This window comes from Mycobacterium sp. NPDC003449 (assembly GCF_053588415.1).
The window spans coordinates 15148-40733 of record NZ_JBSFPX010000027.1; the positions used below are offsets into that span (position 1 = coordinate 15148).

Here is a 25586-nt window from a genome sequence, read left to right on the forward strand (position 1 = left end):
GCGCAGCGAGGGAAGAGGTCATGGACAGTCAATTCACCGTCTCCCAGAAGCGTGCGCTGGCCGTCATCACCGTGCTGGCCCTGCTGCTCGGGGCCTACTTCCTGCGTACCTTCTTCATCCTGATCGTGATGGCCGCGGTCGGCGCCTACCTGTTTTCTCCGCTGTACCAACGATTTCGGCACCGCTTCGGCACCGGCATCTCGGTCACCCTGACCGTGCTCTCGGCACTGCTGATGGTGATCATCCCGGTCTCGGCGATCGTCTTCCTCGCCGTCGTGCAGATCACCGAGATGGTGAACACGGTCAGCGCATGGGTCGCCGACACCGATGTCAGCACCCTCGGCGACCGCACCCTCGATCTGATCAACTCACTCGCGGAGCGGGTGCCCTTCCTCGATGTGCATCTCACCCCGGAGTCGTTGCGCGGCACCATCGTCTCGGTTTCCCAGCGGGTCGGCGAATGGCTGCTCGGCGTCCTCCAGGGCGCGGTCGGCGGGGTGGTCGGCGCGTTGACCGCCGCGGTGATCTTCCTCTACGTCTTCATCTCGCTCCTGGTCAACAAGGACGAGGTGATCATCCTGATCCGCAGGCTCAACCCGCTCGGCGAGGAGATCACCGACCTGTATCTGGCCAAGACCGGCGCCATGGTCAAGGGCACGGTGAAGGGGCAGTTCGTGATAGCGCTGTGTCAAGGCATCGCGGGGGCCGTCTCGATCTACATCGGCGGCTTCCACGACGGGTTCTTCATCTTCGCGATCCTGTTGACCGCGCTGTCGGTGATCCCGCTCGGCGGCGGGATCCTCTCGATTCCGTTCGGCATCGGGATGATGTTCTTCGGCAACGTCGTCGGCGGAATCTTCGTGGTGGCGTTCCACATCCTGGTCGTCACCAATATCGACAACGTGTTGCGGCCGATCCTGGTGCCGAGGGCCGCGCGGATGGACTCCGCCCTGATGATGCTGGCGGTGTTCGCCGGCATCTCGATGTTCGGCTTCTTCGGCCTGGTGATCGGCCCAGTGCTGATGATCATCATCGTCACCACCGTCAGCGTGTACCTCGCGGTGTACAAGGGCGTCGAACTCGACACCGGCGAACCCGATGAACCGCGCCGGCGGCGGTGGCAGTGGCGGTGGCGCCGCCCCGGCAAACCGGCGGCTACCCCGCCAGCCGCGCGGTGAGGAACTCCACCACCCGTTTGCGGGCCTCATAGGCCGGGTGTCCGTCGACCTCGCGCACCTGATCGGTCAGCACCGAATGGGCAGCCGCGGAGAGGCCGTGCGCATTGCCCTTGCCCGAGTCGATCTCGATCACCTCGAACGCATCACCGAGGCGGGCCTTGAGCGTGCCGAACCGCTCGCCGGGCGACATCCGGTCCTGGCTGAACCGCAGGCCCAGCGCGCACAGGCCGTCCTCGGCGGCCCGCTGCTCGACGACCTTGAGCTCGGCCTCCGACAGGCCGGGGTCACGTTTCTGCTTGAGCGTCAGCGCAATCGGCACCGACGGCTGACTGAGCACCGGGGCCGCCACACTGGGGTCGACGGCGGCGGCCAGGGCGAATCCGCCGGTGAAGCACTGGCCGATCACGCCGACACCCCGGCCGGGGGTGTTGGCGTTCAGATCGCGGGCCAGCCCCCGCAGGTAGTGCGCGACGGGCCGGTCGGCGTTGGTCGCGAAAGCCGCGAACTCCTTTGTCACACAGCCCTTCACAATCGCCGGGAGGGCACCGAGCCGCACCGCGGGCGCGCCGGGCGTGCCGAACAGCGACGGGGCCGCGACGGTGAACCCGTTCTCGACGAGGTGATTACCAAGGGCCAGCACACCGGGGTGCAGGCCGGGCATCTCGGGGATCAGCACCACGCCGGGGCCCTGCCCCTTGCGGTACACGTCGTGGGTCTGGTCGGCCGCGGTGAACGGTGCGACGGTCCAGCCGGTCAGATCAGCTTCCAGTGCGGTCATCACTCATCCTTTTGCGCCCAACGTGAAGACGATCGCGAGATTTCCGGGCAATCTCGCCATCTTCTTCACGTTCGGCCCCTGTCAGTGGTGCGCGGGTAAGGGCGACTGCTTCTGCGTCGCACCCGCAAGCGTACGGTACTCATCCGTACCACCGGCACCGGTGATCGCGAGCTGCACCGGACCACCCGGACCGCTCAGCCGCGTCGTCCACACCGGCTCCGGGTCGGCGCTCTCGTACACCACCCAGGTCACCCCGTCGACATCCTGCGCCCCGGACGGATAGGAGTCCGGTTTCAGCGAGGCCACCAGCGCCGACTCCTCGGCGTCGCTCTGGGTCAGGCTCAGATACATGCCGCTCGGCGTGAGGTAGCCGACCCGGGAGGTCACGGCCCGCGAGCGGGTGCCGTCCGGCCGCGTCACGGCGCCGTCGATCCCGCCCCGGCCGCCGGAGTTGGCCGTCCAGCCCTCGGGCAGCGCAGGCATCCGGATCGGAATCTGCAGCACCTCGGCGTCGGCCTGCAGCGCGGCCGGGACGTCGTACTGCGGGGCGGGGCCGGAATCGGGCCCGCTGCCCTGGATCGAGCACATCCCCAGCATGCCCGCCAGCACGATGCAGGCCACCACCAGCGGAGCCAGCGACCAGAACATATCGCGGCCGTCCTGCAACAACCGGGCCTTGGCCGGCCTGGGGATGGGCCGCGGCTGCTCAGTCATGGACGCCAGTATCCCAGTCAGCGGGTGAGCCGCCGCCAGCGCACCGCCAACGCCAACTCCACGGCGTCGGAGAACTTGGTGAGGTCCATGCCGGTGATGTCGCGGATCCGCTTCACCCGATGGTTCACCGTGTTGACGTGGACGAACGTGGTCCTGGCCACCCGGGATTGGGACAGATCGTTGTCGAGGAGGGCTTCCAGGGTCTGGGTCAGGTGCGGGTGCCCCGCCAGTGGCCCCAGCCTGGTTTCGACCAGGGTGTCGGCGACCGTCGGGCGACCGCTGAGCAGCACTTCGACCAGCGCCTCGTGATAGTCGAGCACCACGGCACCCGAGGCACCGGTGCGCGCCGCCGCCGCACCCGCGGCGTCGAGCGCCTGGCGGCAGGATTCGCCCGCCGCGGTCAGGCTGTCGCTGGTCCGGCCGATTCCGCAGAAGATCGTGGCCTGGTCGGCCAACACCGGCAGCACCGTGTCCAGCATCCGGCGCGGCGGCTCGGCCGGGTCGCGCGGCGATACCAGCGCGATGGTCGCCCGCCCGACATCACCCAGCACCACGGCGGTGACATGGGGCTGCAACTGGGCCACCAGCCTGCGCCGCAAACGCTGCAGATCCAAGGGATCGGCCCCGGCCTCCCCGAGCAGCGCGAAGGCGAACCAGCCGAGGTCCGGATCGATCGCCAGAATCCGGGTCCACTGCTGAAATTCGGCGGTCGCCACCGGATGCCCGCTGGTCAGCGCGTTGACCAGGTCGGCCTCGGTGCGGCGCCGCGACCCCTCGATCGCCGACGAGGTGTCCCGGTAGGCGTTGATCATCTCGTCGGTGAGCAGATCGAAGGTGCTGATGATCAGATCGGCCCGATGGCTGGCCTGGCGGGCCGGCCACTTCCGGGAGTCGGAGAACAGGTCGAGCAGGATCACCCGCTCGGTCGAGCGGTAGGCCTGGATGACCGATTCCAGGGGCACGGACTGGCTGGCCCGGCGCGAACCGAGGGCCCGGGCCGGTGCCAGTTCGGCCGACCCGGGCTTGCGGTCGCGGTGCAGCACGTGCACGGCGAGTTCCAGATTCTCCCGCACCGACGGGATCAACTCATCCAGCCCGAATCTGTCCGGCGAGTACCCGGGATAGACGTTCCACATCAGCTCGGCGGCCCGCTGGGTGAGCACGTCCAGATCGGGCGCATACCGCGGAGGCTGTGAAACCATCACAACATGATAGGAGGAACGTTGGGTATTTACGGGTCGACATGAGGAGATAACACATAGCAGGGTGATTGCTGCCACGGACAAGGCGAAGGCAGGAGGCAGCGTGAACACCACCGCGATCGATCGGATCGAACGAGACCTGACCGGTCCCACCCCCGAACTCGTCCAGGACATCGCCCGGCTCGACGGCGACATCCTGGTGCTCGGCGTCGGCGGCAAGGTCGGTCCGAGCGTGGCGGTGATGGCCCGGCGCGCGGTCGACGAGGCCGGCGTCGACAAGAAGGTGTTCGGTGTCGCCCGGTTCTCCGACCCGGCGGCCCTGGCCTCGCTGGAGCGCAGCGGCGTCATCCCGATCCGGGCCGACCTCACCGACGACCTCGAGTTGGACGCCGTACCGGACGCCGCGAACGTCGTCTACATGGCCGGTCACAAATTCGGCACGGTCGGCAACGAGCACTACACCTGGATGATGAACTCCTACCTGCCGGGCCGCATCGCCCAGCGCTTCCGGGCCTCGCGCATCGTGGTGTTCTCGACGCTGGTCACCTATCCCCTTGCCGACGTCGCCACCGGCGGATCCCGGGAATCCGACCCACCGGGCCCGATCGGTGAGTACGCCGCGTCGTGCGTGGGCCGGGAGCGCATCTTCGAGCACTTCTCCCGTGAACACGGCACCGAGGTGCTGCTGTTCCGGTTGGGCTACTCGATCGAGACGCGCTACGGCGTGCTGCAGGAGATCGCCCAGGCGGTCCACGACGGCGTTCCCATTCCGTTGGACATGGGCCACGCCAGCGTGATCTGGCAGCGCGACGTCGCCGAGTACGCGCTGCGCTCGCTGCGGCTCGCGGCGAATCCGCCACGCGCGCTCAACATCACCGGGCCCGAGATCGTGTCGATTCGGTGGCTGGCCGAACAGTTCGGTGAGCGGTTCGGGCGGCCTCCGGTGTTCGACGGCACCGAGAGCGGCACCGCCTATGTGATGGACGGCTCCGCCCTGCACGGCGAATTCGGCTATCCGAGAACCACATTGCCGGAGATGATCGAGACGGTGACGGACTGGGTCTCGGCCGCGCATCCGCTGATCGGCAAGCCGACCAAGTTCCAGCAGCGCGACGGAGCCTTCTGATGGAGTCCGCACCGTTCGAATCGGTGCTCGGTGCCGGCGCGATGATCAACTGGATCACGGTGGCCCGTGAGCACGTACCGCTGTACGAGGACTGGTACAACTACCAGCATCTGCCCGAACGGGTTTCCACGCCGGGGTTTCTGCGCGCCAGGCGGTTCATCGGCACCGACGGACGGGACCGGCCGCGGCTCGACTACCTCACGCTGTACGAGACCACCGGCCTGGATGTGCTCGCCTCATCCGAATACCTGCGCCGGCTCGACAATCCCACCGAGCTGACGCGGAGGATGGTGCCGCTGTTCGCCGAGTTCCGCCGCGCCGCATGCCGGGTGAGCGTCTCATGCGGGTACGGCTCCGCGGGCCGCGTGGTGGCGATGGAGATCGACGCGGGTACCGCGCTGCCCGCACTGCGCACCCTGCTCGCCGACACCCTGTTCCCCGGGCTGATTGCCGAACATGCGCTGCTGGCCGGGTCGTTGTACGAACCCGATACGGCGGTCAGCTCGGCGAAAAACGCCACCGCCGAGGGACAGTCGTCGGCCCAGCAGCAACAGGTATCCTCGGCCGTGCTGCTGGCCGAATTGCACAGCGGCACCGATCCCGACGGGCTCATCGCCGCGCTGCTCGGCCGTGCGGCGCAGGCCGGCATCCGGATCAGCCAGCCCACCCCGGCCCGCAGCTTCGAGTTGATCGTCGAACTTCGCGCCGCCCCAACCCCCGTGAGGAGATCCCATGCGGATAGCCAACCTTCGTGACCGTCTCGTTCTGCTGACCGACGGCGGGGCGATCGACGTCCACACCGCCAGCGCAGGTCGGTTCGGCCCCGACCCGCAGGCGGTGTTCGAGGACTGGCCGGCCTTCGCGGGCTGGGCCCGCACCGCGTCCGGTGACGGGCAACCCTATGCCGAAACCGAGCTGGGCGCCCCGGTACCCCGGCCGGCTCAGGTCTTCGGGATCGGCCTCAACTACGTCAAGCACGCCGCGGAGTCCGGTTTACCGCTCCCGGAACGACCCATGGTGTTCACCAAGTTTCCCAGCTCGATCACCGGCCCGCACGGCGAGATCGCCTTGAGCGGGAACACCGTCGACTGGGAGGTCGAGCTGGTGGTGGTGATCGGCACCAGCGCGAGCCGGGTGACCGAAGCCGACGCGTGGAGCCACGTCGCCGGACTCACCGTGGGGCAGGACATTTCGGACCGCGATGTCCAACAGGCCGGGAACCCCGCGCAGTTCAGCATGGGCAAGTCGTTTCCCGGTTACGGCCCGATCGGGCCGGCCCTGCTCACCCTCGACGAGTTCGACGATCCCGACGACCTGCATGTCGCCACCCGACTCAACGGTGCCACGGTGCAGGACTCGCGGACGTCGGATCTGGTGTTCAGCGTGCCGAGGCTGATCGCCTACCTGTCCGGCATCGTCACGCTGCTGCCCGGCGACCTCATCTTCACCGGCACCCCGGAAGGCGTCGGCCTCGGCCGCACTCCCCCGTCCTATCTGAACGCCGGGGACGAACTCGTGACCTCGATCGAGCGGATCGGTTCGATGCGCCACCGCCTGGTCGGCGGCCCGACGGCGGGCCCAGCATCATGACCAAACCCGTTGGGCCGGTTGGTTCCCGGCCCGCAGCCGGCTCAGCGCACCGTGCCGGCACGCTCACCGCCGCCACCGCCTACACCCCGCGCGAACGTCGTCTGGTGCTGTGGTTCGCCATCGTCGGCGCGGTGATCGAAAGCATGGAGCTCAACCTGCTGAGCTTCCCGATGTCCGATCTCGCCGCATCCTTCGGCGTCACCCATCAAGACGTGGTGGCCACCATCACCGCGCAGGGTCTCGCATCGATCGTGGGCGGATTCCTGTTCGGCTGGATCGCCGACAGGTTCGGGCGCAAACCGTCGTACATATTGTTCACCGGTACCTATTCGGTCGCCGCCATCGTCGGCAGCCTGCTGACCGATTACGACGCCTTCGTGGTGACCAGGGTCATCGCCGGTGTCGCGATGGGCGGCGCGTTCGGGGTGCTGTTCGCGATGTTCGCCGAGAGCTGGAAATCACGTAAGCGCGGCCTGATGGGTTCGGTGCTGCAGGCGATGTTCATCGGCGGTCAGCTGATCACCCAGCTCGTCCTGTTCATCACCATCTCCACGCTGGGTTCGAATGCCGGCTGGCGCACCGGATTCGCCGTCATCGGCGCCGGGTGTCTGCTGATCGCGGTGGCAGCCTACTTCTGGCTGCCCGAGTCGAAACTGTGGCAGGCCGCCCGGCGGGCCGGCGCCGAAGCCCCGGCCGAACACACCGGCGCGGCACCCGAACCCGGCGACGACCTGCGCGGTGCGAAACTGGCGTGGGGCGCGGTGTTCCTGACCGTCTGCACCACCGGGGTCTTCGCGGCCAGCTACTCCTACATCACCTTCGCCCCGACGTTCGTACGCGAAACGCTCGGCGCGTCGCTGGCGGTGTCGACCGCCGTCCTCACGGTGGGCACGCTGCTGGGGATCGCCAGCTACGTGGCCTTCGGCTGGCTATCCGACCGGACCGGCCGGCGCAAGGCCACCCTCTACGCGGGTGTGCTCGGAGTGGCCGGGTTCGCGGTGTTCGCGGTCTGGGGCAACGGATCTCCCGCCGTCGGTATCGCCGCGCTGACCGGAACCGCGATCGGCTACGCCGGGTTCGGGGTGCTCGGCACCTGGATATCGGAGTTCTACCCGACCCGGTTCCGCGCGTTCGGCTCCAACGCCACGTATTACATCGCCAGGGGGCTGGGCTCGGGGCTCTACCCGCTGTTCGCCCTGACCATCGCCGGTGGCGATCTCCGGCTTGCCCTTGCGTTGGGCGGTGTCGGCGCGGCGCTCGGCCTGGTCGGCTGCCTGTTCGTGCCCGACACCGCGGGCCGCACCATCACCGCGGACTAACGTGGTCACGACGGCCGGCTGCGCGACGCGCCCGCGACCCGCAGGAAGAAGTCGTCACCACCGACCTGACCGCCCTTGAGGACCACCTCGGCGCCGTCGAGCACCGAGCCGGTCCCGAAGGTGCGGCACAGCAGGCCCGCCACGTCGATCGAGCCGACGATCTCGATCGCGGTGACCCCGGCCATGCCGACGATCTCACCCGAGGTGTCACCGCCGGCCACCACCAGGCGGCGGGTGGCCCCGCCGGCCACGGCCGTCAACGCCAGTGCACCGAGCCGCTCCCCCCAACCGGTGGCGGTGCCCGAGCCCGCGCCGCGCGCGGTGTACACCACGGTGTGCCTGCCCTCGCGCAGTGCCGCCACCGCCCGGCCCGCGTCGTCATCGATATGGGTGCAGAACCAGCCGGCCTCCTCGGCCACCCGGATCTGCCGGTCGGTCACCGGGGAACAACTGCCCGACACCACCAGGACCGGGCCCGGTGGCGGCGCGACGTCGCCGTGTGCGGGCGCCGGATCCGATCCCGTCGCGGCGGCCGCATACCCGTAGGACAGCCCTCCCGAGCCGACGGCCAGGACCGGCCCGCCGGACCCGGCCCGCAGTTCGCGCAGCGCCGCGCCGAACCGGACCAGATCGTCGTTGGTCATCGCGTCGACGATGAACGCACCCGGCTCCGCGCCCAAACAGTCCCGCAGCGCGCCGGCCAGCGCCGCGGTCTCGGTCAGCAGCGGTACCGGCAGCGTCCCGACGGTCCCGGAGAGTTGACGGCTCAGGTGCCGACGCAGGTCGGCCTCGTCGACGGGGGTCGCGGGATGCCGCCGCATCGGATCGTGGCGGTCCAGCCGGTAGTTGTCCCCCGCATAGGCCGCGAAGTGATTGGCGAACACCGTCCAGCGCCCGAATTCGGGCTGCGCGGCGAGCACCGGCACCGCCACGCCGGACCTGGATTCGCGGCGCCAGGTGTCGATCACCGCCCCGATGCTGCCCCGCCGCGGCGACGAGTCGAACGTCGAGCACACCTTGTACTGCAGCAGTTCCGGTGCGAGACCGGCCAATGTCCGCAGCGCGGGCATGGCGATCGCGGCCGAGCCCGGCCCCTCGGCCGAACGCGCCGTCGTGGCGATCCCGATCACGTCGTAATCACCGTCGAGGGTGTCGAGTTCGGCCGCCGAGGTGAACAGCCGCGACCGCAGCCCGAACCGCTGAAACTGCCACAGCGCATCGGTGGCCCCGGTGAAATCGTCGGCGACGAAGGCGGCGAGCACCATCAGCCGAAGTGGGCCAGGGCCGCGGCGAGATCGCTGTGTTCGGTGGCCGCGTCCTGCAGGGACACTCCCGCGGTGACGGCGTCCCAGGCCTGACGCATGCTGCGCGCCCCCGCACCCGCGCCACCGGGATGCCCGAGCACACCCCCGCCGGCCAGCACCAGCAGATCGTCGGTGCCGGTGTGCTGCCACGTCGTGGGCGCGGTGCCGGCCCACTGCGCCGAGGAGATGACCGGCAGGCATGCCCGCCCGCCCAGCAGCGGCGTCCGCACGGCACCGATGTTGGCCGCGGTCTCGGCGTCCTCCACGAAGAATTTCGACTTGAACCCGCCGACGTGCAGGTGGTCCACCCCGGCGAACCGGGCCAGTTTCTGGAACGCGGTGAACCCCATCCCGAGATTGGGATGACGGGACGCGGCCGCGAATCCGGCGAGATGACCGTGGATCACCAGATCAGTGTGCCTGCGCACCGCGGCCACCCCGGGGATTCCGACCAGCGCGGTGTTGACCACGGCGCATCTGCCGCCCGCCTCGGCGACGAAATCCGCCGACGCCAGCATGTGGTCGATCTCGTCGCTGATGTTGAACGCGTACAGCGGCCGCCTGCCGGTTTCGGCCTCGACCTCGTCGAGGGCCCGGATGATGTGCGGCACCCGGTCCCGCAGCGGGGTGGGCGGGCAGTCGGCGTTGACCTCGTCGTCCTTGATGAAATCCAAACCGGCGAGCCCGAGTTCGCGTACCACGTGGTAGTAGTCGGGCGCCGCCAGCCCGATGTTGGGTTTGACGATGGTGCCGAGCAGCACCCCCGATTCGCGCCCGACGAGCCGGCGGGTGCCTGCGACACCGTGCGGGGCCGGCGGATAGGCCACACCGAACTCCTCGGGGAAGTCGATGTCGAGCAGTTTGATGCCTGCGAGTTCGCTCAGCTCGTAGAGGTTGCCCGATACGAAGGCCAGCAGCCGGGTCAGCGACGGCCCACTGTTGGCCAGCGGGTAGGCGATGCGCACCAGCCCGCCCCGTAGCGTCCCGGTCTCGCGGCCGCGGGCTCCGGGCAGCGCGGAACTGAGATCCTCGGCGATCGGCGTGATGTCGAGGATCTGAGCCCGGTGTTTGCGATGCAGTTCCGGGGTTTCGCCGGCGACCTTGGTGAAGGTTCCGGTGGTCTGCTCCCCGGCGATCGCCTCGGCGGCCTGCTCCAGCGGCAGGTAGCTCAGGATGCGGTAGGTGACGTCGATGGTGTCGGTCAAGTCGTTACCTCTCAGTGGCTCTGGTCGGAATCGGGTGCCGCTCAACCGAACAGGCTGGGCAACCAGGTGGACAGGGCGGGGATGAAGGTGATCAGCGCCAGGGTGAGCAGCAGCGAAAGGAAGAACCGCCACGATGCGGCGGTGATCCGGTCCAGGCTCACCCCGGCGATCGAGGCGCCAACCACCAGGGTCGGGGCCACCGGCGGGGTAACCAGTCCGACAAGCAGATTGATCACGACGATGACGCCGAAGTGGACCGGATCCATGCCGAGCGCGTCGGCCAGCGGCGCCAGGATCGGGACGGCGATGATGATCCCCGGTGCGACGTCGAGGAAAGTCCCGATGATCAGCAGCAGGATATTGATCAGGATCAGCTGGATCCACACCGTCGAGGTGAGCGACAGCATGAATCCGGCGATCGCCTGCGGTATCTGCTCGATCGTCATGATCCAGCCGAACAGCGTCGAGGCCGCGATGATCAGCATGACGATGCCGGTCGCGGTGGTCGCCCTGGTCAGCACCGCGGACAGGTCGCGGAATTTGAGCTCGCGGTAGACCAACAGTTCCACCGCCAGTGCGTAGAGCACGGTCGCGACCGCGGCTTCGGTAACCGTGAGGATTCCGGACACGATGCCGCCGACCATCAGGACCGGGGTCAGCAGCGCCAGGAAGGCCCGCCCCAACGAACGGCCGAACTCCCGCACCGATGCGCGCTCACCGGCCGGGTAGCCCGCTTTGACCGACTGCCAGTAGCCGACGGCGATCAGCAAGACCACCATCAGGATGCCTGGCACGATGCCCGCGACGAACAGCGAGCTGATCGACACTCCCGCGGCGATCCCGTAGAGCACCATCGGAATCGACGGTGGGAACACCGAACCCAGCACACCGGCGTTGGCGACGACGGCACCGGCGAACGCCGGGTCATAGCCGCGCTGACGCATCTGCGGCACCAGCACACTGCCGACCGCGGCCGTGTTGGCCACCGACGATCCGGACACTCCCGAGAACAGCATCGTGGACAGCACACCGACCACGGCCAGACCGCCGCGCAGGTGACCCACCATGGTCGCGGCGAACTCGACCATCCGCCGGGCCATCGCACCGCGGGCCATGATCTCGCCGGCCAGCAGGAACGCCGGGATAGCGATCAGCGCGAAAGAATCCATGCCGGTGAACATCCGCTGCGCGATCACCGCGAGCGGCAGATCGGTTCCGGTCGCCATCATGGCGACGACCACCGACATCAGCAGGGCGATCCCCACCGCCACGTTCACCGCGACCAACACCGCGAAACCGCCGAAGAGCCAGGCGATCATCATGATGCGCTCCGTCCGTCGTTGTGATCGTCCCCGATCGCTCCCGCGGCCTCCTCGGCCACCGCGCGGTCCTCGTCGGCCGACAACAGTTCGTCGGCCCCGCCGCGCAGATGCATGACGATGTGCTCGAGGCTGAACACGACGCCGAGCACCGCGAACACCGGGAACACGAAATAGATCCAGGCCATCGGCATTCCGGTGGCCGGCGCCTTGGAGTCGAAGCCGATCTCGATGAGGTTGCGGCTCGACAGTCCGACCACCACGAAGAACGCGATGCTGATCGCGTCGACGGCGAGGATCACGATGCGCCGGACCGGCACCGGGAACTTGGTGACCAGGCTGGAGTAGCCGGCATGCATCTGTCTGCGGTGGGCGACGGTGATCGCGATGAAACTGGCTGCGATGAACAGGAACCGGGAGATCTCCTCGGTCCAGGCCAGTGACTGGTCCAGGAAGTAGCGGAACAGTACCTGCAGGGTGATCACCACGATCATGCCGACCAGCCCGGCCGCCGCCACGGCCCTGGCCACCATATCGACGCCGTCGGCGAACCGGCCGAACGCACCGACCGCTTGGTTACGAGTCATTGGAGGCCACCAGATCGTTGTAGAGGTCCTGGCCGAACTGTTGTGCGTAGTGCCGGTGCACGGGCTGGACGGCCTGCCGGAAGGCGTTCTTGTCCACCTGGACGAAAGTCATTCCCTGTGAGCGCAACTCGTCCTGATATTGCTGCTCTTCGGCCGCCGTCCGCTCGTTGTGATGCGCGCGCACGGTCTCGGCGGCCTCGCTGACCACATCCCGCTGTTCGGGCGAGAGCCGGTTCCAGGCCCGTTCGGACATTGCCAGCATCACGTAGCCGAATACGTGGTCGGTCTGCATGATGTAGCGCTGGACCTCGTACAGATTCGAGGATTCGATGATGGCGTAGGGGTTTTCCTGCCCGTCGATGACACCCTGCTGCAGCGCGCCGTACACCTCGGAGAACGCCATCGGTGTCGGGTTGGCCCCCATGGCCTGCCAGGCGTCGAGCGAGGCCGGGATCTCCGGAACCCGGATCTTGGCGCCGTCCAGCTCCGCCGGGGTGGTGATCTTACGGTTGGCGGTCAGCTCTCGCGGCCCCCGGTCGAGCCAGGCCAGGTTCCGGATCCCCTTCTCCAGCAGACCTTCCGACAATTTCTGCCCGCCGGGCCCGGCGAGTGCCTGATTGAGTGAGCGTTGGCTGGTGAACAGGTACGGGATCTCCAGCATGGTCATCTCGGGCTCCACCGAGGACAGCACGCCAGCGACCATGGTGAAGTCGACCGACCCGATCCGCATGCCCTCGACCATGTCGCGGTCCCCGCCGAGTTGGGCGCCCGGATAGACCTCCACCTCGATCTCGCCGCCACTGTTGTCGTTCACCAGCTGCGCGAACTCCTGCGCCGAGGTCTGCCACGGATCGGTCGCGGAGTTGACGTGACCGAGCCGCAGTTCGATGGTGTCGTGCCTGCCGCCCGAGCAGCCGGTCACCGCGGCCAGCACCGTCGTCACCGTCAGCAACGACGTTATGAGCTTGCCCCGACCCGACTTTCGCACCGTCATACCGTCAGCCCCGGCACCACGAGCGTCTTGATCGCCGCACCGCCGCCGGCCTGGCGGCTGAACTCCGCGCCGACCTCGTGCAGCCCGATCCGTTTGGTGACGAACCCGGCGTAGCGGTCGGTCTCACCGGCCAGCAGGCCAAGGGCCGCATCGAAGTCGGCACTGTTGTAGGTCAGCGATCCGACGATGGTCTGCTCATCGGTGACCAGCGCCGAGGCGGCCACCTCGGCGGTGTCCGGGTACAGCCCGAGCAGCACGATGCGCCCGCCGGGCCTGGTCAGTGCGGCGGCGTCGAGCAGGCTCTGCGGCGCGGTGGCGGCCACGATGGTGATGTCGGCCCGCTCGAACCGGCTGCCCCGCAGCTCCTCGACGATATCGGAGGTCCGCACATCGCTGGGCCGGGCCGCACCCAATCGCCCTGCCACGCCGAGCTTGTCGGGGTCGATATCGGTGACGACGTCGACCTCGGCGCCGAGCTGACGGGCGACCGTCAGGCACAGCAGCCCGATGGTGCCCGAGCCGACGATGTTGACTGTCGTCGCGGGCCCGGTGCCGCCGCGGCGGTTGGCGTGGCAGGCCACCGCGAGCGGTTCGGCGAGCGCGGCCAGGTCCAGCGGCACCCCGTCGGGCACCCGGTGCACCATATTCGCCGGCGCGACGAAATATTCGGCGAGGCTGCCGGTCCAGCCGTGGGTGGCCGGGTACTGCTTGTGCTCGCAGATCTCGTTGTCACCGTGCCGGCAGGCAGCGCAGGTGCCGCAGATCCGGTGCGGCTGGATCACCACCCGCTCACCCACCTCGACGTCGGTGACCGCCGAGCCCCGCGCGCGCACCGTGCCCGCGGGTTCGTGGCCCAGCACGACCGGCGGTTGCCGGAACGGATGCCTGCCGTGCCAGGCGTGCAGATCCGATCCGCAGATGCCCGAGGCCTCGACGGCGATCACGATCTCGTCCGCCCGCGGCTGCGGTTCGGCGATGTCGTGCAGTTCGACCTCGCGATGGGCCGTGAGCACGGCCGCCTTCATGCGCGAGGCTCCGGGCGTCGCGGCGTGCGGGGTGAGCCTGACTGGGTGGGGCCGGATCGGACCACGTCGTCCTCCATGCGTCGACTGCACAAACTTGTACGTACAATTGGTGCGGACAAGTATGCTGTGGCTCACATGGCGTGTCAACAATGACTGCGATCGAGGGAGCCGAGCACCGTGGGTACTGTGACTTCGATGCCGGTTGTGGACCGCGCCAGCGGCGTTCCGTTGTACGCCCAGGTTCGCGATGTGCTGCGCAGCCAGATCCTCGCCCAGAACATCGCCCCCGGCGAGCATCTGCCTGGCGAGCTCGAGCTGCAGGACCGATTCGGCGTGGCCCGCAGCGTGATCCGGCAGGCGCTGGCCGAGCTCGCCGACGCCGGCCTGATCCGCCGCGAACGCGGCCGCGGCAGCGTCGTCGTGCCTGCCCGGGTGCACCACCGGCGGGCCGCACAGGCCGGCGGGCTGAGCCGGCAACTGGCCGCGGCGGGCGAACAGCTGCGGACCGTCGTCCTCGACCTCACCGCCGACACCGCACCCGAGGCCGCGGCCACCGCGTTGGGCACATCGGAGGCCTGGCGCATCGAGCGGCTGCGTTATGTCGACGATGTCCCGCTGGTCTTCATGCGGTCGTGGGTGTCGCGCCGGCTGTTCCCCGATCTCACCGCCGACGCGATCGCCGGATCGCTGCTCGGCTACATGAGATCCACCGGCACCGTCCCGGTCGGCGGCCCCCGGCAGCTGCGCGCGGTCCCCGCCGACCCGATCGTCGCCGGGCACCTGGGGATCGAAGTCGGGACCCCCATCCTGCTGCTGCAAGCCGTCACCAACGATGCTCAGGACCGCGGGCTGGAGTGGTCCACGGTGTGGCACCAGCCCTCGACCGTGTTCGACGTCGACGCGCGGGTCGAGGACGGCGAATCCACCCCGCCCGACCTGCAGCGGGTCCGCGACCTGGTCGCCGAGTTGTCGTCATTGATCGCCCCGTCCGACCCCGGGGGCCCGCCCCGACGGGGCTGAGCGCGGACCGCACCACCCATCTTGACCGGCCCGGATCGGCACGATAACGTGTCCGGCATCACAATATATGAGCTCATATATCATCGGAGATAATCTTGGCGGGTAGTGCTGCTGCGGCGCCGACATCGCGGAGCGCCTTCGTATTGCAGGCGATCACCACCTCGATCCTGAGCGGAGCGCTGCGGCCCGGACAGCCACTGGTCGAAAGCGAACTCGCCGCCTCGCTCGGCGTATCCAAGACCCCGGTCCGGGAGGCGTTGAAGACGCTGTGCGGATCGGGTCTGGTGGTGATGACGGAATACCGCGGAGCCTCGGTCCGCATCGCCGATGCCGCGATGGTCCGGCAGGTCAGCGACGTCCGCATGGTGCTGGAGCCCGAAGCGTTGCGACGCGGCGTGGAACTCGGCGCCGATCTCACCGCGGCGGCCGACGCGCTGGCCAGGATGTCGTGCGCCGACAACGCGGCCGCGCACGCCGAGATGAACCAGGCCAACCGGGACTTCCACCGCGCGCTGTACAGCTCCTGTGGCAACCCGCTGATGATCGAGATCCTGGACGGGCTGCGGGACCAGACCGCCCTGATCAGCATTACCGGCTGGGGCGTCAGCCCCACCTGGGGCGACGAGGAACGCGAACACCGCGCCATCCTGACCGCCGCCACGAGCGGCGACGCCGAACACGCAGCCGGGCTGCTACGCGCGCACATCCAAGACTTCCGTGACCGGGTGCTGGCCCGGCTGCCGGCCGAAAGGAACGGCCTGCCCGCGTGGAAGGCGTCCGCACCGTAGCCGCGGATGGACGAGTAACAGGCGGGTGTGACCCGGAACCGTCGGACACGAGCACCGGGTCACACCCTCACATATAACCCCGGCGTCCCATCCGTTGGCGCGGATCGGGAAGCCACCAGACGAGCCGAGAGGCGCGTCCGCCCGCGAAGAACTCGGAGGAGTTTGTATGCACGGTGATGATATCCGAACCGGTGGCGCCCAACCCGCCGCCTCCGCGGCCGACGGTGTGGTGAAACAGTCTGGTAGCGAGGCGGTTCCCGGGGCCGAGGGGCCGCCGGCGCCTGCCGCGCGATGGCACGGGTACGTGCGCTGGACCGTCCTGGCGGTCGGGGCGCTCGGCCTGGCCATCGCCTACCTCGACCGGTCGGCACTGAGCGTGGCGATGCCCAGCATCAAGGCCGACCTCGACATCGATCCCGCCCTGCAAGGCGTCATCCTTTCCTCGTTCTTCTGGACCTACGCCGTGTTTCAGATCCCCGGCGGGTGGCTGACCGACCGCTTGGGCCCGAAAGTCGTCTACGGCGCCGCCGTCGCATGGTGGTCGGTGTGCACGGCGTCCACGGCGCTGGTCCAGGGCGTCGGCGGTCTCATCGGTGCGCGAATGGCGCTCGGGGTCGGGGAGGCTCCGGTGCAGCCGGCCAATATCGCGGTGGTCTCGAAGTGGTTCCCCAAACGGGAACGGGCGTTCGCCTCCAGCCTCGTCGACACCGGCCAGCAGCTCGGCAGCGCGGTCGCGCTACCGGTCATGGCGGGGTTGCTCGCCCTGAGCGGCTGGCGTTGGTCATTCGTGGTGATCGGCGTCGTCGGTCTCGGGTGGATCCTGTTGTGGCGGTGGGGGTATCACTCCCCGCACAAGCACCCGCGGATCACCGCCGAGGAGCTCGAGTACATCGAGGCAGGCGGCGCATACACCGGATCCGTGCGGCAGGACGGCGAGCCGACCGTTCGCTGGCTCGATCTGCTGCGGTACTCCACCGTCTGGGGCATGATCCTCGGCTACGTCTGCCGCGGCGTCGTGGTCTACTTCTTCCTCACCTGGTATCCGAGCTACCTGGTGGACGAACGGGGTTTCGGGCTGCTGGAATTGGGTATCTACGGGATGCTTCCGCCCCTGCTGTCGCTGTTCGCCGGCTGGATCGGCGGCTGGTTCTCCGACCATCTGGTGCGGCTCGGGTACAGCACGGGCCTCGCCCGCAAGATCCCCATCGTCGGGGCGTTACTCGGCGCCTCCACGATCGCGGGCGCAGCGCTCACCGACAACGCCTTCCTGGTCATGTTCTTCCTGACCCTGGCGTCGTGCGCGGCATCGTTCGCGTCCGGCCCGGTGCTGTCGCTGCCCACCGACGTCGCACCGACATCCTCGACGGTCGCCACGCTCGCGGGCCTGCAGAATGTCGGTTCCCAGATCGGCGGCATCGGCGGGCCGATCATGATCGGCCTGATCCTGACCGCCAGCGGCGGCTCGTATGCTCCCGCGCTGCTGGCCACCGCGGGGATCTGCGTGCTCGGCGCGCTGATCTACACCTTCGTGGTCAAAGTCGAACCGCTGCAAGCGCGTTGACCCGAGCGGAGCAAACCCCAACAATGGTCGACATCAAGGAGAATGCACACCTCATGGAATTCAAGCCGCTGAGCGGACGCCTGGCCGGCGTCGTCGCGATCCCGGTCACCCCGTTCGATTCGAACGGTGCGGTGGACACCGAGTCCTACGTAGGCCTGATCGGCCGGCTGATCAATCAGGGAATCGAAGCGGTCACCCCCAACGGCAACACCAGCGAGTTCTACTCGCTGACCGGGGACGAGGCCCGGCGATGCGCCGAGTTGACCGTCAAGACGGTAGGCGACCGCGCCAGCGTGCTGGTCGGCGTCGGTCACGACGTGGCGACCGCGATCGCCGACGCCCAGCACGCCAGAAGCATTGGCGCCGAGGCGATCATGGTTCATCAACCGGTCCACCCGTTCGTGTCGGCAGACGGCTGGGTCGAATATCACCGAGCCATCGCGGATGCCGTTCCCGAGCTCGGCGTCGTGCCCTACCTCCGCGATCCCGAGCTCACCGGCGAACACATCGGCCGGCTGTGCGACGCCTGCGCGAACCTCGTCGGGATCAAGTACTCAGTCCCCGACCCGGTGCGATTCGCTTCGGTGGCAAGGGATGTCGGCCTCGATCGGCTGGTGTGGATCGCCGGCCTCGCCGAGCCGTACGCGCCCAGTCACTGGACAGCGGGAGCTCGCGGATTCACCTCCGGGCTGGTCAACGTCCAGCCGGACATGTCACTGGCCCTGCTCGAGGCGCTCCGGCAGGACGACAACGCCGCGGCGATGCGGGTCTGGGACAAGATTCGCCGGTTCGAGGAGATGCGCGCGGCCAATCGATCGGCCAACAACGTCAGCGTCGTGAAGGAGGCACTCGCGCAACTCGGTCTCTGCCGTCCCGACGTGCGGCCACCGATCCGGGCATTGAACCGGGACGAGCGCGATGCCGTGCGCGACGTGCTCGCCTCATGGGGGGCGGCATGACCCGGATCACCGAGGTGAAGCTCACCTCCGTCAACACCCCACGCACGAGCGGGCTCGTGTGTGGGCATGTCATCGTGGAAATCGGCACGGACGTCGACCAATTGGTGGGCATCGGGGAAATGTCGGACTTCCAGCATCTGCCGCGCTTCCATATCGATGTCGGCGAACTCGAACGCACCCTCAACGGCCTCCTGATCGGGCTCGATCCGCGCGCTCTCAACGAGATCGAGCGGCGGCTCGAGGAGAACTTCCCGCAGGCCGGGAACCTTTACGACAAGAGCAGCGTCGTCAAGTGCGGCGTCGACATTGCCGTGTGGGACCTGATCGGCAAGCTCGACGGTCGAAGCGTCGCCGAGCTGCTCGGCGGAGCCGTCCGGGACTCCCTCCCGGTCGCGTACCCGATCTTCCGCCAACAGGAGCCCGACGACGTCGATGCGAACCTCGAACTCGTCGCGGACAAACTGTCGGCCGGGTTCTTCCGATTCCGGGTCTATCTGGGGCGGCGGCTCGATTTGGACGAATCGTTCCTGCGGCGGGCGCGGGAAAGGTTCGGGGACGCAATCGAAATCAAGTCACTCGACTTCTCCAACCTGCTCGAGGCACGCGACGCATGTGCTTTCGTGGACCGGACCCGCGAGCTGGGCTACGAGCTCATCGAGGCGCCGGCCCGGACCGGCGACCTGGCCGGCCTGGCATACGCGCGCAACCGGTCTCCGGTTCCGGTCAGCGAACATGTCTACAGCGGACGCTGGGCGCTCGAGCTGGTGGCCGCGCGGGCCGTCGACGTCTTGAACGTGGGCCTGTTCGCGATCGGCGGCATCACCGGAGCGCGACGGCTCCTCGCCATCGCCGAGGCAGCCGGACTGCGCTGCCTGATCGGCACCACCCAGGAGCTCTCCATCGGCACCGCGGCCGCGGCACACCTCGGTGTCGCCGCCCCGTCGGTGACCGTGGCGAGTGACCCGGTCGGCCCGCTCCTCTACACCACGGACGTGGTCCGTGAGCCCGTCCGCTACCGGGGCGGTGACCTGCTGCTGCCCGACGGACCCGGGCTCGGGCTCCAGATCGATCCCGAGCGGCTGTCTGCGGCCTCGGGGCCGCTGCGCTGGCCGGTCACCGACATCGCGGGCGTCGTGGACCGGGTGAGTCGCCACGATGCGGTTGATTCGACAAACACCGCATAGCACCTGATCGGCCCGCCCGTATCCCGCCTCCCAATTGACGAGCCCGTTCTGGGAGAATCACCGCCATGAGCCCCTCGCGCGGTGAAGCGCCGGACCGCAACCTTGCCCTCGAACTCGTCCGCGTCACCGAGGCCGGCGCCATGGCCGCGGGCCGGTGGGTCGGCCGCGGCGACAAAGAGGGTGGCGACGGGGCCGCCGTCGACGCCATGCGCGAGCTGGTCAACTCGGTGTCGATGCGCGGCGTCGTGGTCATCGGGGAGGGCGAGAAGGACAACGCCCCGATGCTCTACAACGGCGAGGAGGTCGGCAACGGCGACGGCCCGGAGTGCGACTTCGCCGTCGACCCGGTCGACGGAACCACGCTGATGAGCAAGGGCATGCCGAACGCCATCTCGGTACTCGCGGTGGCCGAGCGCGGCGCCATGTTCGACCCGTCGGCGGTGTTCTACATGAACAAGATCGCGGTGGGTCCCGACGCCGTCGACGTCATCGACATCACCGCCCCCATCGGCGAGAACATCCGCAGGGTCGCGAAGGTGAAGAACTCCAGCGTCGCCGACCTCACGGTGTGCGTCCTGGACCGGCCCCGCCACGCGCAGCTGATCGCCGATGTGCGCGAGGCCGGCGCCCGGATCCGGCTGATCTCCGACGGCGACGTGGCAGGCGCGATCTCGGCGTGCCGACCGAACTCGGGCACCGACCTGCTGGCCGGCATCGGCGGCACCCCGGAGGGCATCATCACCGCGGCCGCGATCCGCTGCATGGGCGGCGCGATCCAGGCGGTGCTGGCGCCGACCGACGACGCCGAACGCCAGAAGGCCATCGACGCCGGCTACGACCTCGACCAGGTGCTCAGTACCGAGGACCTGGTCTCGGGCGAGAACGTCTTCTTCTCGGCCACCGGCGTCACCGACGGCGACCTGCTGCAGGGTGTGCGCTACTCGGGCGGTGGGTGCACCACCCAGTCCATCGTGATGCGGTCCAAGTCGGGCACGGTCCGGATGATCGAGGCGTACCACCGGCTGGCCAAGCTCAACGAGTACTCCTCGGTCGACTTCACCGGCGACAAGACCGCCGCCTACCCCTTGCCTTAGTCACTGCCCTAGTCCCCTTCCCCCACCACACCGAAAGACGAACAGGGAGCATATGACCGACAGCGCTGTCGACCAATCCGGCGACGTGGAATACCGCATCGAGCACGACACCATGGGCGAGGTCCGGGTTCCGGTCAATGCCCTGTGGCGCGCGCAGACCCAGCGGGCCGTGGAGAACTTCCCGATCTCGTTCCGCGGCCTCGAGCGCACCCAGATCCGCGCGCTCGGCCTGCTCAAGGCGGCCTGTGCCCAGGTCAACAAGGACCTCGGTCTGCTGGACCCCGAGAAGGCCGATGCGATCATCGCCGCGGCCGGTGAGATCGCCGACGGCCGACACGACGACCAGTTCCCGATCGACGTGTTCCAGACCGGGTCGGGCACCAGCTCGAACATGAACACCAACGAGGTGATCGCCTCGATCGCCGCCCGCAACGGGATGACGGTTCACCCCAACGACGATGTGAACATGTCGCAGAGCTCCAACGACACGTTCCCCACCGCGACCCATATCGCGGCCACCGAAGCCGCTGTGCGCCATCTCGTTCCGGCGCTGGAGCTGCTGCACGAATCGCTGGCCGCCAAGGCCAAGCAGTGGCGCACCGTGGTGAAGTCGGGCCGCACCCACCTGATGGACGCGGTGCCGGTGACGCTGGGCCAGGAATTCGGCGGCTATGCGCGCCAGATCGAGGCCGGCATAGAAAGAGTGCGCGGCTGCCTTCCCAGGCTCGGTGAGCTGGCCATCGGCGGCACCGCCGTCGGCACCGGACTCAACGCCCCGGAAGGGTTCGGCGCCAAGGTGGTCGAGGTGCTGGTCGACCAGACCGGCCTGGCCGAATTGCGCACCGCCGTCGACTCTTTCGAGGCCCAGGCGGCCCGCGACGGACTGGTCGAGGCCTCGGGGGCGCTGCGCACCATCGCGGTGTCGCTGACCAAGATCGCCAACGATGTGCGCTGGATGGGCTCGGGCCCGCTGACCGGCCTGGCCGAGATCCAGCTTCCCGATCTGCAGCCGGGCAGCTCGATCATGCCGGGCAAGGTCAATCCCGTTCTGCCCGAGGCGGTTACCCAAGTGGCCTGCCAGGTGGTGGGCAACGACGCCGCGATCGCGATGGGTGGGGCGTCGGGCGCTTTTGAGCTCAACGTCTACATCCCGATGATGGCCCGCAACCTGCTGGAATCGTTCACCCTGCTGGCGAACGTGTCGAGGCTGTTCGCGGCACGCTGCGTGGACGGCCTGGTGGCCAACGAGGCGCACCTGCGTGAGCAGGCCGAGTCCTCGCCGTCGATCGTGACCCCGCTGAACTCGGCGATCGGTTACGAGGAGGCCGCCAAGGTCGCCAAGCAGGCGCTGGCGGAGAAGAAGACCATCCGCCAGACCGTCATCGACCGCGGGCTGATCGGCGACAAGCTGAGCGAGGAGGAGCTGGACCGCCGCCTCGACGTGCTCGCCATGGCCAAGGTCAAAGACGGCGACTAGATTTCCTGTTCCTTCCCCCGCGCGAGCAGACGCAAACCTGACCATTTTCCGCCGAAAGTGGGCAGTTTTGTGTCTGCTCGGCGGGCTCGGGGAGCTAATCGGGAAGCGGGACCGACCATCGCAGCACGGTACCGCCCCCGGAGCGGTCCTCGACCGTCAACTCCCCGCCACCCTCCGCCGCCCGGTCCCGCAGATTGGCCAGCCCGCTCTCGGTGACCGGGCCGGTGATCCCGCTGCCGTTGTCGGTGACCTCGATGCACAGGTCGTCGTCCACGCTCACCCGCACCGCGAGTTCGGTTGCCCCGGAATGCCTCACGGCATTGCTCACCGCCTCCCGCAGCACCGCCTCGGCATGATCGGCCAATCCGGTGTCGACCACTGACAACGGTCCGACGAAACGGGTGGTGATCCCAGGCCCGACAGCCGCGAATTGGGCAACGACGTCTTCGAGGCGTTTGCGCAGCCGGGTCGTCGAGGTCTGCGCGCTGTGCAGATCGAAGATGGCGCTCCGGATTTCGGAGATGACGGCCTGCAGATCGTCGACCGAATCGGTCAGGCGCTGCTGCACTTCCGGCGAACGAGCCCGCGGAATCGTGCCCTGTAGCGACAGCCCGACCGCGAACAACCGCTGGATCACATGGTCGTGCAGATCGCGTGCGATGCGGTCGCGGTCGGCCAGGACATCCAGTTCGGCCATCCGGCGCTGCGAACTCGCCAGCTGCCAGGCCACGGCCGCCTGATCGGCGAACACCGCGGCCAGTTCCAGTTGTTCAGCGGTGAAGGCCTTGGCGCCTTCGGCGCGCACCGCGACCAGGACACCGGCCACGGTGTCGGTCGCGCGTAGCGGCAGCACCATTGCAGGGCCGCCGAATCCGTCGAGGTCGAACCGGTCCAGCCGGTGCGGTGTGCCGGCGCGGAAGGCCGTGCCGACCGCGCTGTCACCGACCGGGATCGACTCGACCGCAATGGGCGTGCCCGCCGTCGCGGCCACCACCAGCGCATCCACCTCGGCGGCCGAAACGTCGGCGTCGAGCGGTATCGCGACCACGATCCGGTCCGCACCGGCCAGCTTGAGCGCCTCGTCGGCGACCAGCCGGAACACCGTGGCCGGATCGGTGCCCCCGAGCAGTTCGGTGCTGATGTCGCGGGTCGCGGCGATCCAGGCCTGTCGGGCCCGCGACTGCTCGTACAACCGGGAGTTCTCGATCGCGATGCCCGCCGCCGCGGCCAGCGCCCGCACCAGCACTTCATCGTCCTCGCCGAACGGCTGGCCGTTGGTCTTGTCGCTCAGGTACAGGTTGCCGAACACCTCGTCGCGGATCCGGACCGGCACGCCGAGGAAGGTTCGCATCGGCGGATGGTTGGGCGGGAATCCGACCGACGCCGGGTGCATCCGGATGTCTTCGAGCCGAATGGGTTTCGGGTCCTCCATCAACACCCCGAGCACACCGCGGCCCTCCGGCAGCGGTCCGATGGCGCGGCGCATCTCATCGCTGACACCCTGGTAGATGAACTCGGTCAGCTCATGACCGTCACCGCGCACCCCGAGCGCGCCGTACCGGGCGTCGACCAGCTCGATCGCGGTCCGCACGATGGTGCGCAGCGTGACTTCGAGGTCCAGCCCCGAGGTGACCGTCAGCATCGCCTCGACCAACCCGTCAAGCCGGTCACGGCCCTCGACGATCTGCTCGACCCGGTCCTGGACCTCGCTGAGCAGCTCGCGCAGCCGCAGCTGCGAGAGCGTGTCCCGCAACGACGACGTCCGCCGCTCGTCGTCGGGTTGCGGCGCCTGCCCGGTCACCCTGCCCATGCTGGCACCAACGCGGCACCACACCAAGCCTCACCCGTCGGCGTCACCCGTGCCGGTCCAGCTTGGAGACGTACACGGCCGCCTGGGTGCGACGCTGCATACCGAGCTTGGCCAGCAACCGCGACACGTAGTTCTTGACCGTCTTTTCGGCCAGGAACATCCTGGCCGCTATCTGCTTGTTGGTCAGGCCCTCCCCGAGCAGGTCGAGCAACACCCGTTCCTGCTGGGTCAATCCCGACAGCGGATCGGAACGCCCGGTGTCCCCGCGCAGCTTGGCCATCAGCGCCGCGGCGGCCCGGTTGTCCAGCAGGGAGCGGCCCGCGCCGACGTCCTTGATGGCCTTGGCCAGTTCCATGCCCTTGATGTCCTTGACCACATACCCGCTGGCCCCGGCCAGAATCGCGTCGAGCATCGCCTCGTCGGAGGTGAACGAGGTCAGCATCAGGCACCGCAGATCGGGCACCCCGGACAGCAGATCCCGGCACAGCTCGATGCCGTTACCGTCGGGCAGCCGGACGTCGAGCACCGCGACATCGGGCCGCGCCGCCGGGATCCGGGCCAGCGCCTGCGCCACCGAATCGGCCTCGCCGATCACCTCCAATTCCGGATCGGCGGCGAGCAGATCGATCAGACCGCGGCGCACCACCTCGTGGTCGTCGACCAGAAAAACCCTGATCATCTTGTCGAGTCTCACAACCGCTGCCGGCGATCGCAAGTGAGCAGCGAGCATTGGGACCCGGCCAGCACCGCCAGACCGGGTGGGCCGGCCGGATCGGCCGCCGCCCCGCCGCGGTGCGGGGCCCGCCATGCCGTCATCACCCGCAACGGCGCGCCGCGCAGCCGCGCCTCCTCCATCCCGGCCTGTAGCACCGCCCCTGCCGCTGCATGGCCGTCGAACTCCGCCAGCACTCCCCCACGTTCCGCTCCCGCAGTCCGGACCACCGCGACCGGACAGTGCGCGGATTTCGTCACCGCCGCCGCGGTCGACCCGATGCGTGCTCCGGCGGCGTGCCTGAGCCCCACGGCGCCGACGCACAGCATCGCCGCCGACCGCGATGCGGCGATCAGACCGTGAATCGGATTGTCCCGCAGCACTTCCAGTTCGATCTTGACCGGCTGTTCGGCGACTTCTGGCGCGATGAACGACTGCCGGACGGCGCGTTCGGCGGTCGCGAGCGCGCCGGCCGGGTCCTGATGGTCGGTTGCTGGGCAGTCCGGGTCGACGACGTAGGTCAGCCGCACCGCGATGTCACGGGATACCGCCTCTTTGACCGCCCAGATGGCGGCATCGACGGCGCTGCGCGATCCGTCGATGCCGACGACGACCGCGGGTCCACTCGTCATGGCCGCCT

Annotated in this window: 24 protein-coding genes; 12 read left to right on the plus strand and 12 right to left on the minus strand. The window is 68.6% G+C overall.

Annotation, left to right across the window (positions count from 1 at the left end; genetic code table 11):
* The first annotated feature begins 20 nt into the window (after positions 1-20).
* A complete protein-coding gene (locus ACWDTP_RS10250) occupies positions 21-1178 on the plus strand; it encodes an AI-2E family transporter (RefSeq protein ID WP_450019172.1) in 1158 nt (385 codons plus the stop codon).
* Here the strand turns inward: ACWDTP_RS10250 and ACWDTP_RS10255 are convergent.
* The 3 genes from ACWDTP_RS10255 to ACWDTP_RS10265 form a co-directional block, all read right to left on the minus strand.
* A complete protein-coding gene (locus ACWDTP_RS10255; protein ID WP_450019174.1) occupies positions 1156-1956 on the minus strand; it encodes a dienelactone hydrolase family protein in 801 nt (266 codons plus the stop codon). The genes ACWDTP_RS10250 and ACWDTP_RS10255 overlap by 23 nt on opposite strands.
* A gap of 81 nt (positions 1957-2037) precedes the next feature.
* On the minus strand, positions 2038-2670 hold the full coding sequence (locus ACWDTP_RS10260) for a DUF4245 domain-containing protein (protein WP_450019176.1): 633 nt from the start codon (positions 2668-2670) through the stop codon (positions 2038-2040).
* A 17-nt stretch (positions 2671-2687) separates the two neighbouring features.
* Positions 2688-3872, minus strand: coding sequence for a PucR family transcriptional regulator (locus tag ACWDTP_RS10265; RefSeq protein ID WP_450019178.1), 1185 nt, complete (start codon positions 3870-3872; stop codon positions 2688-2690).
* A 103-nt stretch (positions 3873-3975) separates the two neighbouring features.
* Here ACWDTP_RS10265 and ACWDTP_RS10270 point away from each other — a divergent pair, with 103 nt between their 5' ends.
* The 4 genes from ACWDTP_RS10270 to ACWDTP_RS10285 are packed head-to-tail and all read left to right on the plus strand — an operon-like array spanning position 3976 to position 7907.
* Positions 3976-4998: an NAD-dependent epimerase/dehydratase family protein gene (locus tag ACWDTP_RS10270; RefSeq protein ID WP_450019180.1), complete on the plus strand. Its 1023-nt coding sequence runs from the start codon at positions 3976-3978 to the stop codon at positions 4996-4998.
* Positions 4998-5753 carry a hypothetical protein gene (locus tag ACWDTP_RS10275; protein WP_450019182.1) on the plus strand — a complete coding sequence of 252 codons (756 nt, stop codon included), beginning with the start codon at positions 4998-5000 and terminating at the stop codon, positions 5751-5753. The genes ACWDTP_RS10270 and ACWDTP_RS10275 overlap by 1 nt, the downstream gene beginning before the upstream one ends.
* Complete coding sequence (locus tag ACWDTP_RS10280; RefSeq protein WP_450019184.1) at positions 5731-6588, plus strand: fumarylacetoacetate hydrolase family protein; 858 nt, start codon at positions 5731-5733, stop codon at positions 6586-6588. Before ACWDTP_RS10275 ends, ACWDTP_RS10280 begins: the two co-directional genes overlap by 23 nt.
* Positions 6585-7907 carry an MFS transporter gene (locus ACWDTP_RS10285; RefSeq protein ID WP_450019186.1) on the plus strand — a complete coding sequence of 441 codons (1323 nt, stop codon included), beginning with the start codon at positions 6585-6587 and terminating at the stop codon, positions 7905-7907. Before ACWDTP_RS10280 ends, ACWDTP_RS10285 begins: the two co-directional genes overlap by 4 nt.
* Before the next feature lie 5 nt (positions 7908-7912).
* On the opposite strand, the gene ACWDTP_RS10290 is transcribed toward ACWDTP_RS10285, so the two are convergent.
* From ACWDTP_RS10290 to ACWDTP_RS10315, 6 genes are read right to left on the minus strand one after another with little or no spacing between them, the layout of a single operon-like run.
* Positions 7913-9172: a four-carbon acid sugar kinase family protein gene (locus ACWDTP_RS10290; protein WP_450019188.1), complete on the minus strand. Its 1260-nt coding sequence runs from the start codon at positions 9170-9172 to the stop codon at positions 7913-7915.
* Complete coding sequence (locus ACWDTP_RS10295) at positions 9172-10416, minus strand: RuBisCO large subunit C-terminal-like domain-containing protein (protein WP_450019189.1); 1245 nt, start codon at positions 10414-10416, stop codon at positions 9172-9174. The genes ACWDTP_RS10290 and ACWDTP_RS10295 overlap by 1 nt, the downstream gene beginning before the upstream one ends.
* A 41-nt stretch (positions 10417-10457) precedes the next feature.
* A complete protein-coding gene (locus ACWDTP_RS10300) occupies positions 10458-11738 on the minus strand; it encodes a TRAP transporter large permease (RefSeq protein ID WP_450019190.1) in 1281 nt (426 codons plus the stop codon).
* Positions 11735-12322 carry a TRAP transporter small permease gene (locus tag ACWDTP_RS10305; protein WP_450019192.1) on the minus strand — a complete coding sequence of 196 codons (588 nt, stop codon included), beginning with the start codon at positions 12320-12322 and terminating at the stop codon, positions 11735-11737. The genes ACWDTP_RS10300 and ACWDTP_RS10305 overlap by 4 nt, the downstream gene beginning before the upstream one ends.
* Positions 12312-13316 carry a TRAP transporter substrate-binding protein gene (locus ACWDTP_RS10310; protein WP_450019194.1) on the minus strand — a complete coding sequence of 335 codons (1005 nt, stop codon included), beginning with the start codon at positions 13314-13316 and terminating at the stop codon, positions 12312-12314. The genes ACWDTP_RS10305 and ACWDTP_RS10310 overlap by 11 nt, the downstream gene beginning before the upstream one ends.
* Entirely contained in the window at positions 13313-14341 is a 1029-nt protein-coding gene (locus ACWDTP_RS10315; RefSeq protein ID WP_450019196.1) for a zinc-dependent alcohol dehydrogenase, read from the minus strand. The genes ACWDTP_RS10310 and ACWDTP_RS10315 overlap by 4 nt, the downstream gene beginning before the upstream one ends.
* Before the next feature lie 195 nt (positions 14342-14536).
* On the opposite strand from ACWDTP_RS10315, the gene ACWDTP_RS10320 reads away from it, so the two are divergent.
* The 7 genes from ACWDTP_RS10320 (at position 14537) to ACWDTP_RS10350 (ending at position 22424) form a co-directional block, all read left to right on the plus strand.
* Complete coding sequence (locus ACWDTP_RS10320) at positions 14537-15361, plus strand: GntR family transcriptional regulator (protein ID WP_450019198.1); 825 nt, start codon at positions 14537-14539, stop codon at positions 15359-15361.
* A 95-nt stretch (positions 15362-15456) separates the two neighbouring features.
* Positions 15457-16149 (plus strand): GntR family transcriptional regulator, encoded by a 693-nt coding sequence (locus ACWDTP_RS10325; RefSeq protein WP_450019200.1) that lies wholly within the window; start codon positions 15457-15459, stop codon positions 16147-16149.
* Positions 16150-16315: 166 nt separating this feature from the next.
* Complete coding sequence (locus ACWDTP_RS10330) at positions 16316-17710, plus strand: MFS transporter (RefSeq protein ID WP_450019202.1); 1395 nt, start codon at positions 16316-16318, stop codon at positions 17708-17710.
* Between the two features lie 53 nt (positions 17711-17763).
* Complete coding sequence (locus ACWDTP_RS10335) at positions 17764-18669, plus strand: dihydrodipicolinate synthase family protein (RefSeq protein WP_450019204.1); 906 nt, start codon at positions 17764-17766, stop codon at positions 18667-18669.
* A complete protein-coding gene (locus ACWDTP_RS10340) occupies positions 18666-19853 on the plus strand; it encodes a mandelate racemase/muconate lactonizing enzyme family protein (protein ID WP_450019206.1) in 1188 nt (395 codons plus the stop codon). Before ACWDTP_RS10335 ends, ACWDTP_RS10340 begins: the two co-directional genes overlap by 4 nt.
* Positions 19854-19918: 65 nt before the next feature.
* Positions 19919-20947 (plus strand): class II fructose-bisphosphatase, encoded by a 1029-nt coding sequence (gene glpX / locus ACWDTP_RS10345; protein WP_450019208.1) that lies wholly within the window; start codon positions 19919-19921, stop codon positions 20945-20947.
* Between the two features lie 52 nt (positions 20948-20999).
* Positions 21000-22424, plus strand: coding sequence for a class II fumarate hydratase (locus ACWDTP_RS10350; RefSeq protein ID WP_450019210.1), 1425 nt, complete (start codon positions 21000-21002; stop codon positions 22422-22424).
* 94 nt (positions 22425-22518) lie between these two features.
* Here the strand turns inward: ACWDTP_RS10350 and ACWDTP_RS10355 are convergent, their stop codons facing one another.
* Genes ACWDTP_RS10355 through ACWDTP_RS10365 form a run of 3 tightly spaced genes read right to left on the minus strand, consistent with a single transcriptional unit; the run spans position 22519 to position 25578 of the window.
* The gene (locus ACWDTP_RS10355; protein WP_450019212.1) at positions 22519-24234 is read right to left on the minus strand and encodes a GAF domain-containing protein; all 1716 of its coding nucleotides are present in this window, start codon (positions 24232-24234) and stop codon (positions 22519-22521) included.
* 43 nt (positions 24235-24277) lie between these two features.
* Positions 24278-24913 carry a hypoxia response regulator transcription factor DosR/DevR gene (dosR, locus tag ACWDTP_RS10360; RefSeq protein WP_450019214.1) on the minus strand — a complete coding sequence of 212 codons (636 nt, stop codon included), beginning with the start codon at positions 24911-24913 and terminating at the stop codon, positions 24278-24280.
* An 11-nt stretch (positions 24914-24924) separates the two neighbouring features.
* Positions 24925-25578 (minus strand): universal stress protein, encoded by a 654-nt coding sequence (locus ACWDTP_RS10365; RefSeq protein ID WP_450019216.1) that lies wholly within the window; start codon positions 25576-25578, stop codon positions 24925-24927.
* Positions 25579-25586: the final 8 nt, after the last annotated feature.

Bases quoted from the DNA above. Each gene is read 5' to 3' on its own strand.
- ACWDTP_RS10255 (WP_450019174.1), bottom strand. From the start codon at position 1,956: ATGACCGCACTGGAAGCTGATCTGACCGGCTGGACCGTCGCACCGTTC.
- ACWDTP_RS10260 (WP_450019176.1), bottom strand. From the start codon at position 2,670: ATGACTGAGCAGCCGCGGCCCATCCCCAGGCCGGCCAAGGCCCGGTTG.
- ACWDTP_RS10335 (WP_450019204.1), top strand. From the start codon at position 17,764: ATGGAATTCAAGCCGCTGAGCGGACGCCTGGCCGGCGTCGTCGCGATC.
- ACWDTP_RS10290 (WP_450019188.1), bottom strand. From the start codon at position 9,172: ATGGTGCTCGCCGCCTTCGTCGCCGACGATTTCACCGGGGCCACCGAT.
- ACWDTP_RS10340 (WP_450019206.1), top strand. From the start codon at position 18,666: ATGACCCGGATCACCGAGGTGAAGCTCACCTCCGTCAACACCCCACGC.
- ACWDTP_RS10265 (WP_450019178.1), bottom strand. From the start codon at position 3,872: ATGGTTTCACAGCCTCCGCGGTATGCGCCCGATCTGGACGTGCTCACC.
- ACWDTP_RS10350 (WP_450019210.1), top strand. From the start codon at position 21,000: ATGACCGACAGCGCTGTCGACCAATCCGGCGACGTGGAATACCGCATC.
- ACWDTP_RS10330 (WP_450019202.1), top strand. From the start codon at position 16,316: ATGCACGGTGATGATATCCGAACCGGTGGCGCCCAACCCGCCGCCTCC.
- ACWDTP_RS10315 (WP_450019196.1), bottom strand. From the start codon at position 14,341: ATGAAGGCGGCCGTGCTCACGGCCCATCGCGAGGTCGAACTGCACGAC.
- ACWDTP_RS10300 (WP_450019190.1), bottom strand. From the start codon at position 11,738: ATGATGATCGCCTGGCTCTTCGGCGGTTTCGCGGTGTTGGTCGCGGTG.
- ACWDTP_RS10310 (WP_450019194.1), bottom strand. From the start codon at position 13,316: ATGACGGTGCGAAAGTCGGGTCGGGGCAAGCTCATAACGTCGTTGCTG.
- ACWDTP_RS10280 (WP_450019184.1), top strand. From the start codon at position 5,731: ATGCGGATAGCCAACCTTCGTGACCGTCTCGTTCTGCTGACCGACGGC.
- dosR (WP_450019214.1), bottom strand. From the start codon at position 24,913: ATGATCAGGGTTTTTCTGGTCGACGACCACGAGGTGGTGCGCCGCGGT.
- ACWDTP_RS10320 (WP_450019198.1), top strand. From the start codon at position 14,537: ATGCCGGTTGTGGACCGCGCCAGCGGCGTTCCGTTGTACGCCCAGGTT.
- ACWDTP_RS10365 (WP_450019216.1), bottom strand. From the start codon at position 25,578: ATGACGAGTGGACCCGCGGTCGTCGTCGGCATCGACGGATCGCGCAGC.
- ACWDTP_RS10250 (WP_450019172.1), top strand. From the start codon at position 21: ATGGACAGTCAATTCACCGTCTCCCAGAAGCGTGCGCTGGCCGTCATC.
- ACWDTP_RS10285 (WP_450019186.1), top strand. From the start codon at position 6,585: ATGACCAAACCCGTTGGGCCGGTTGGTTCCCGGCCCGCAGCCGGCTCA.
- ACWDTP_RS10305 (WP_450019192.1), bottom strand. From the start codon at position 12,322: ATGACTCGTAACCAAGCGGTCGGTGCGTTCGGCCGGTTCGCCGACGGC.
- glpX (WP_450019208.1), top strand. From the start codon at position 19,919: ATGAGCCCCTCGCGCGGTGAAGCGCCGGACCGCAACCTTGCCCTCGAA.
- ACWDTP_RS10275 (WP_450019182.1), top strand. From the start codon at position 4,998: ATGGAGTCCGCACCGTTCGAATCGGTGCTCGGTGCCGGCGCGATGATC.
- ACWDTP_RS10355 (WP_450019212.1), bottom strand. From the start codon at position 24,234: ATGGGCAGGGTGACCGGGCAGGCGCCGCAACCCGACGACGAGCGGCGG.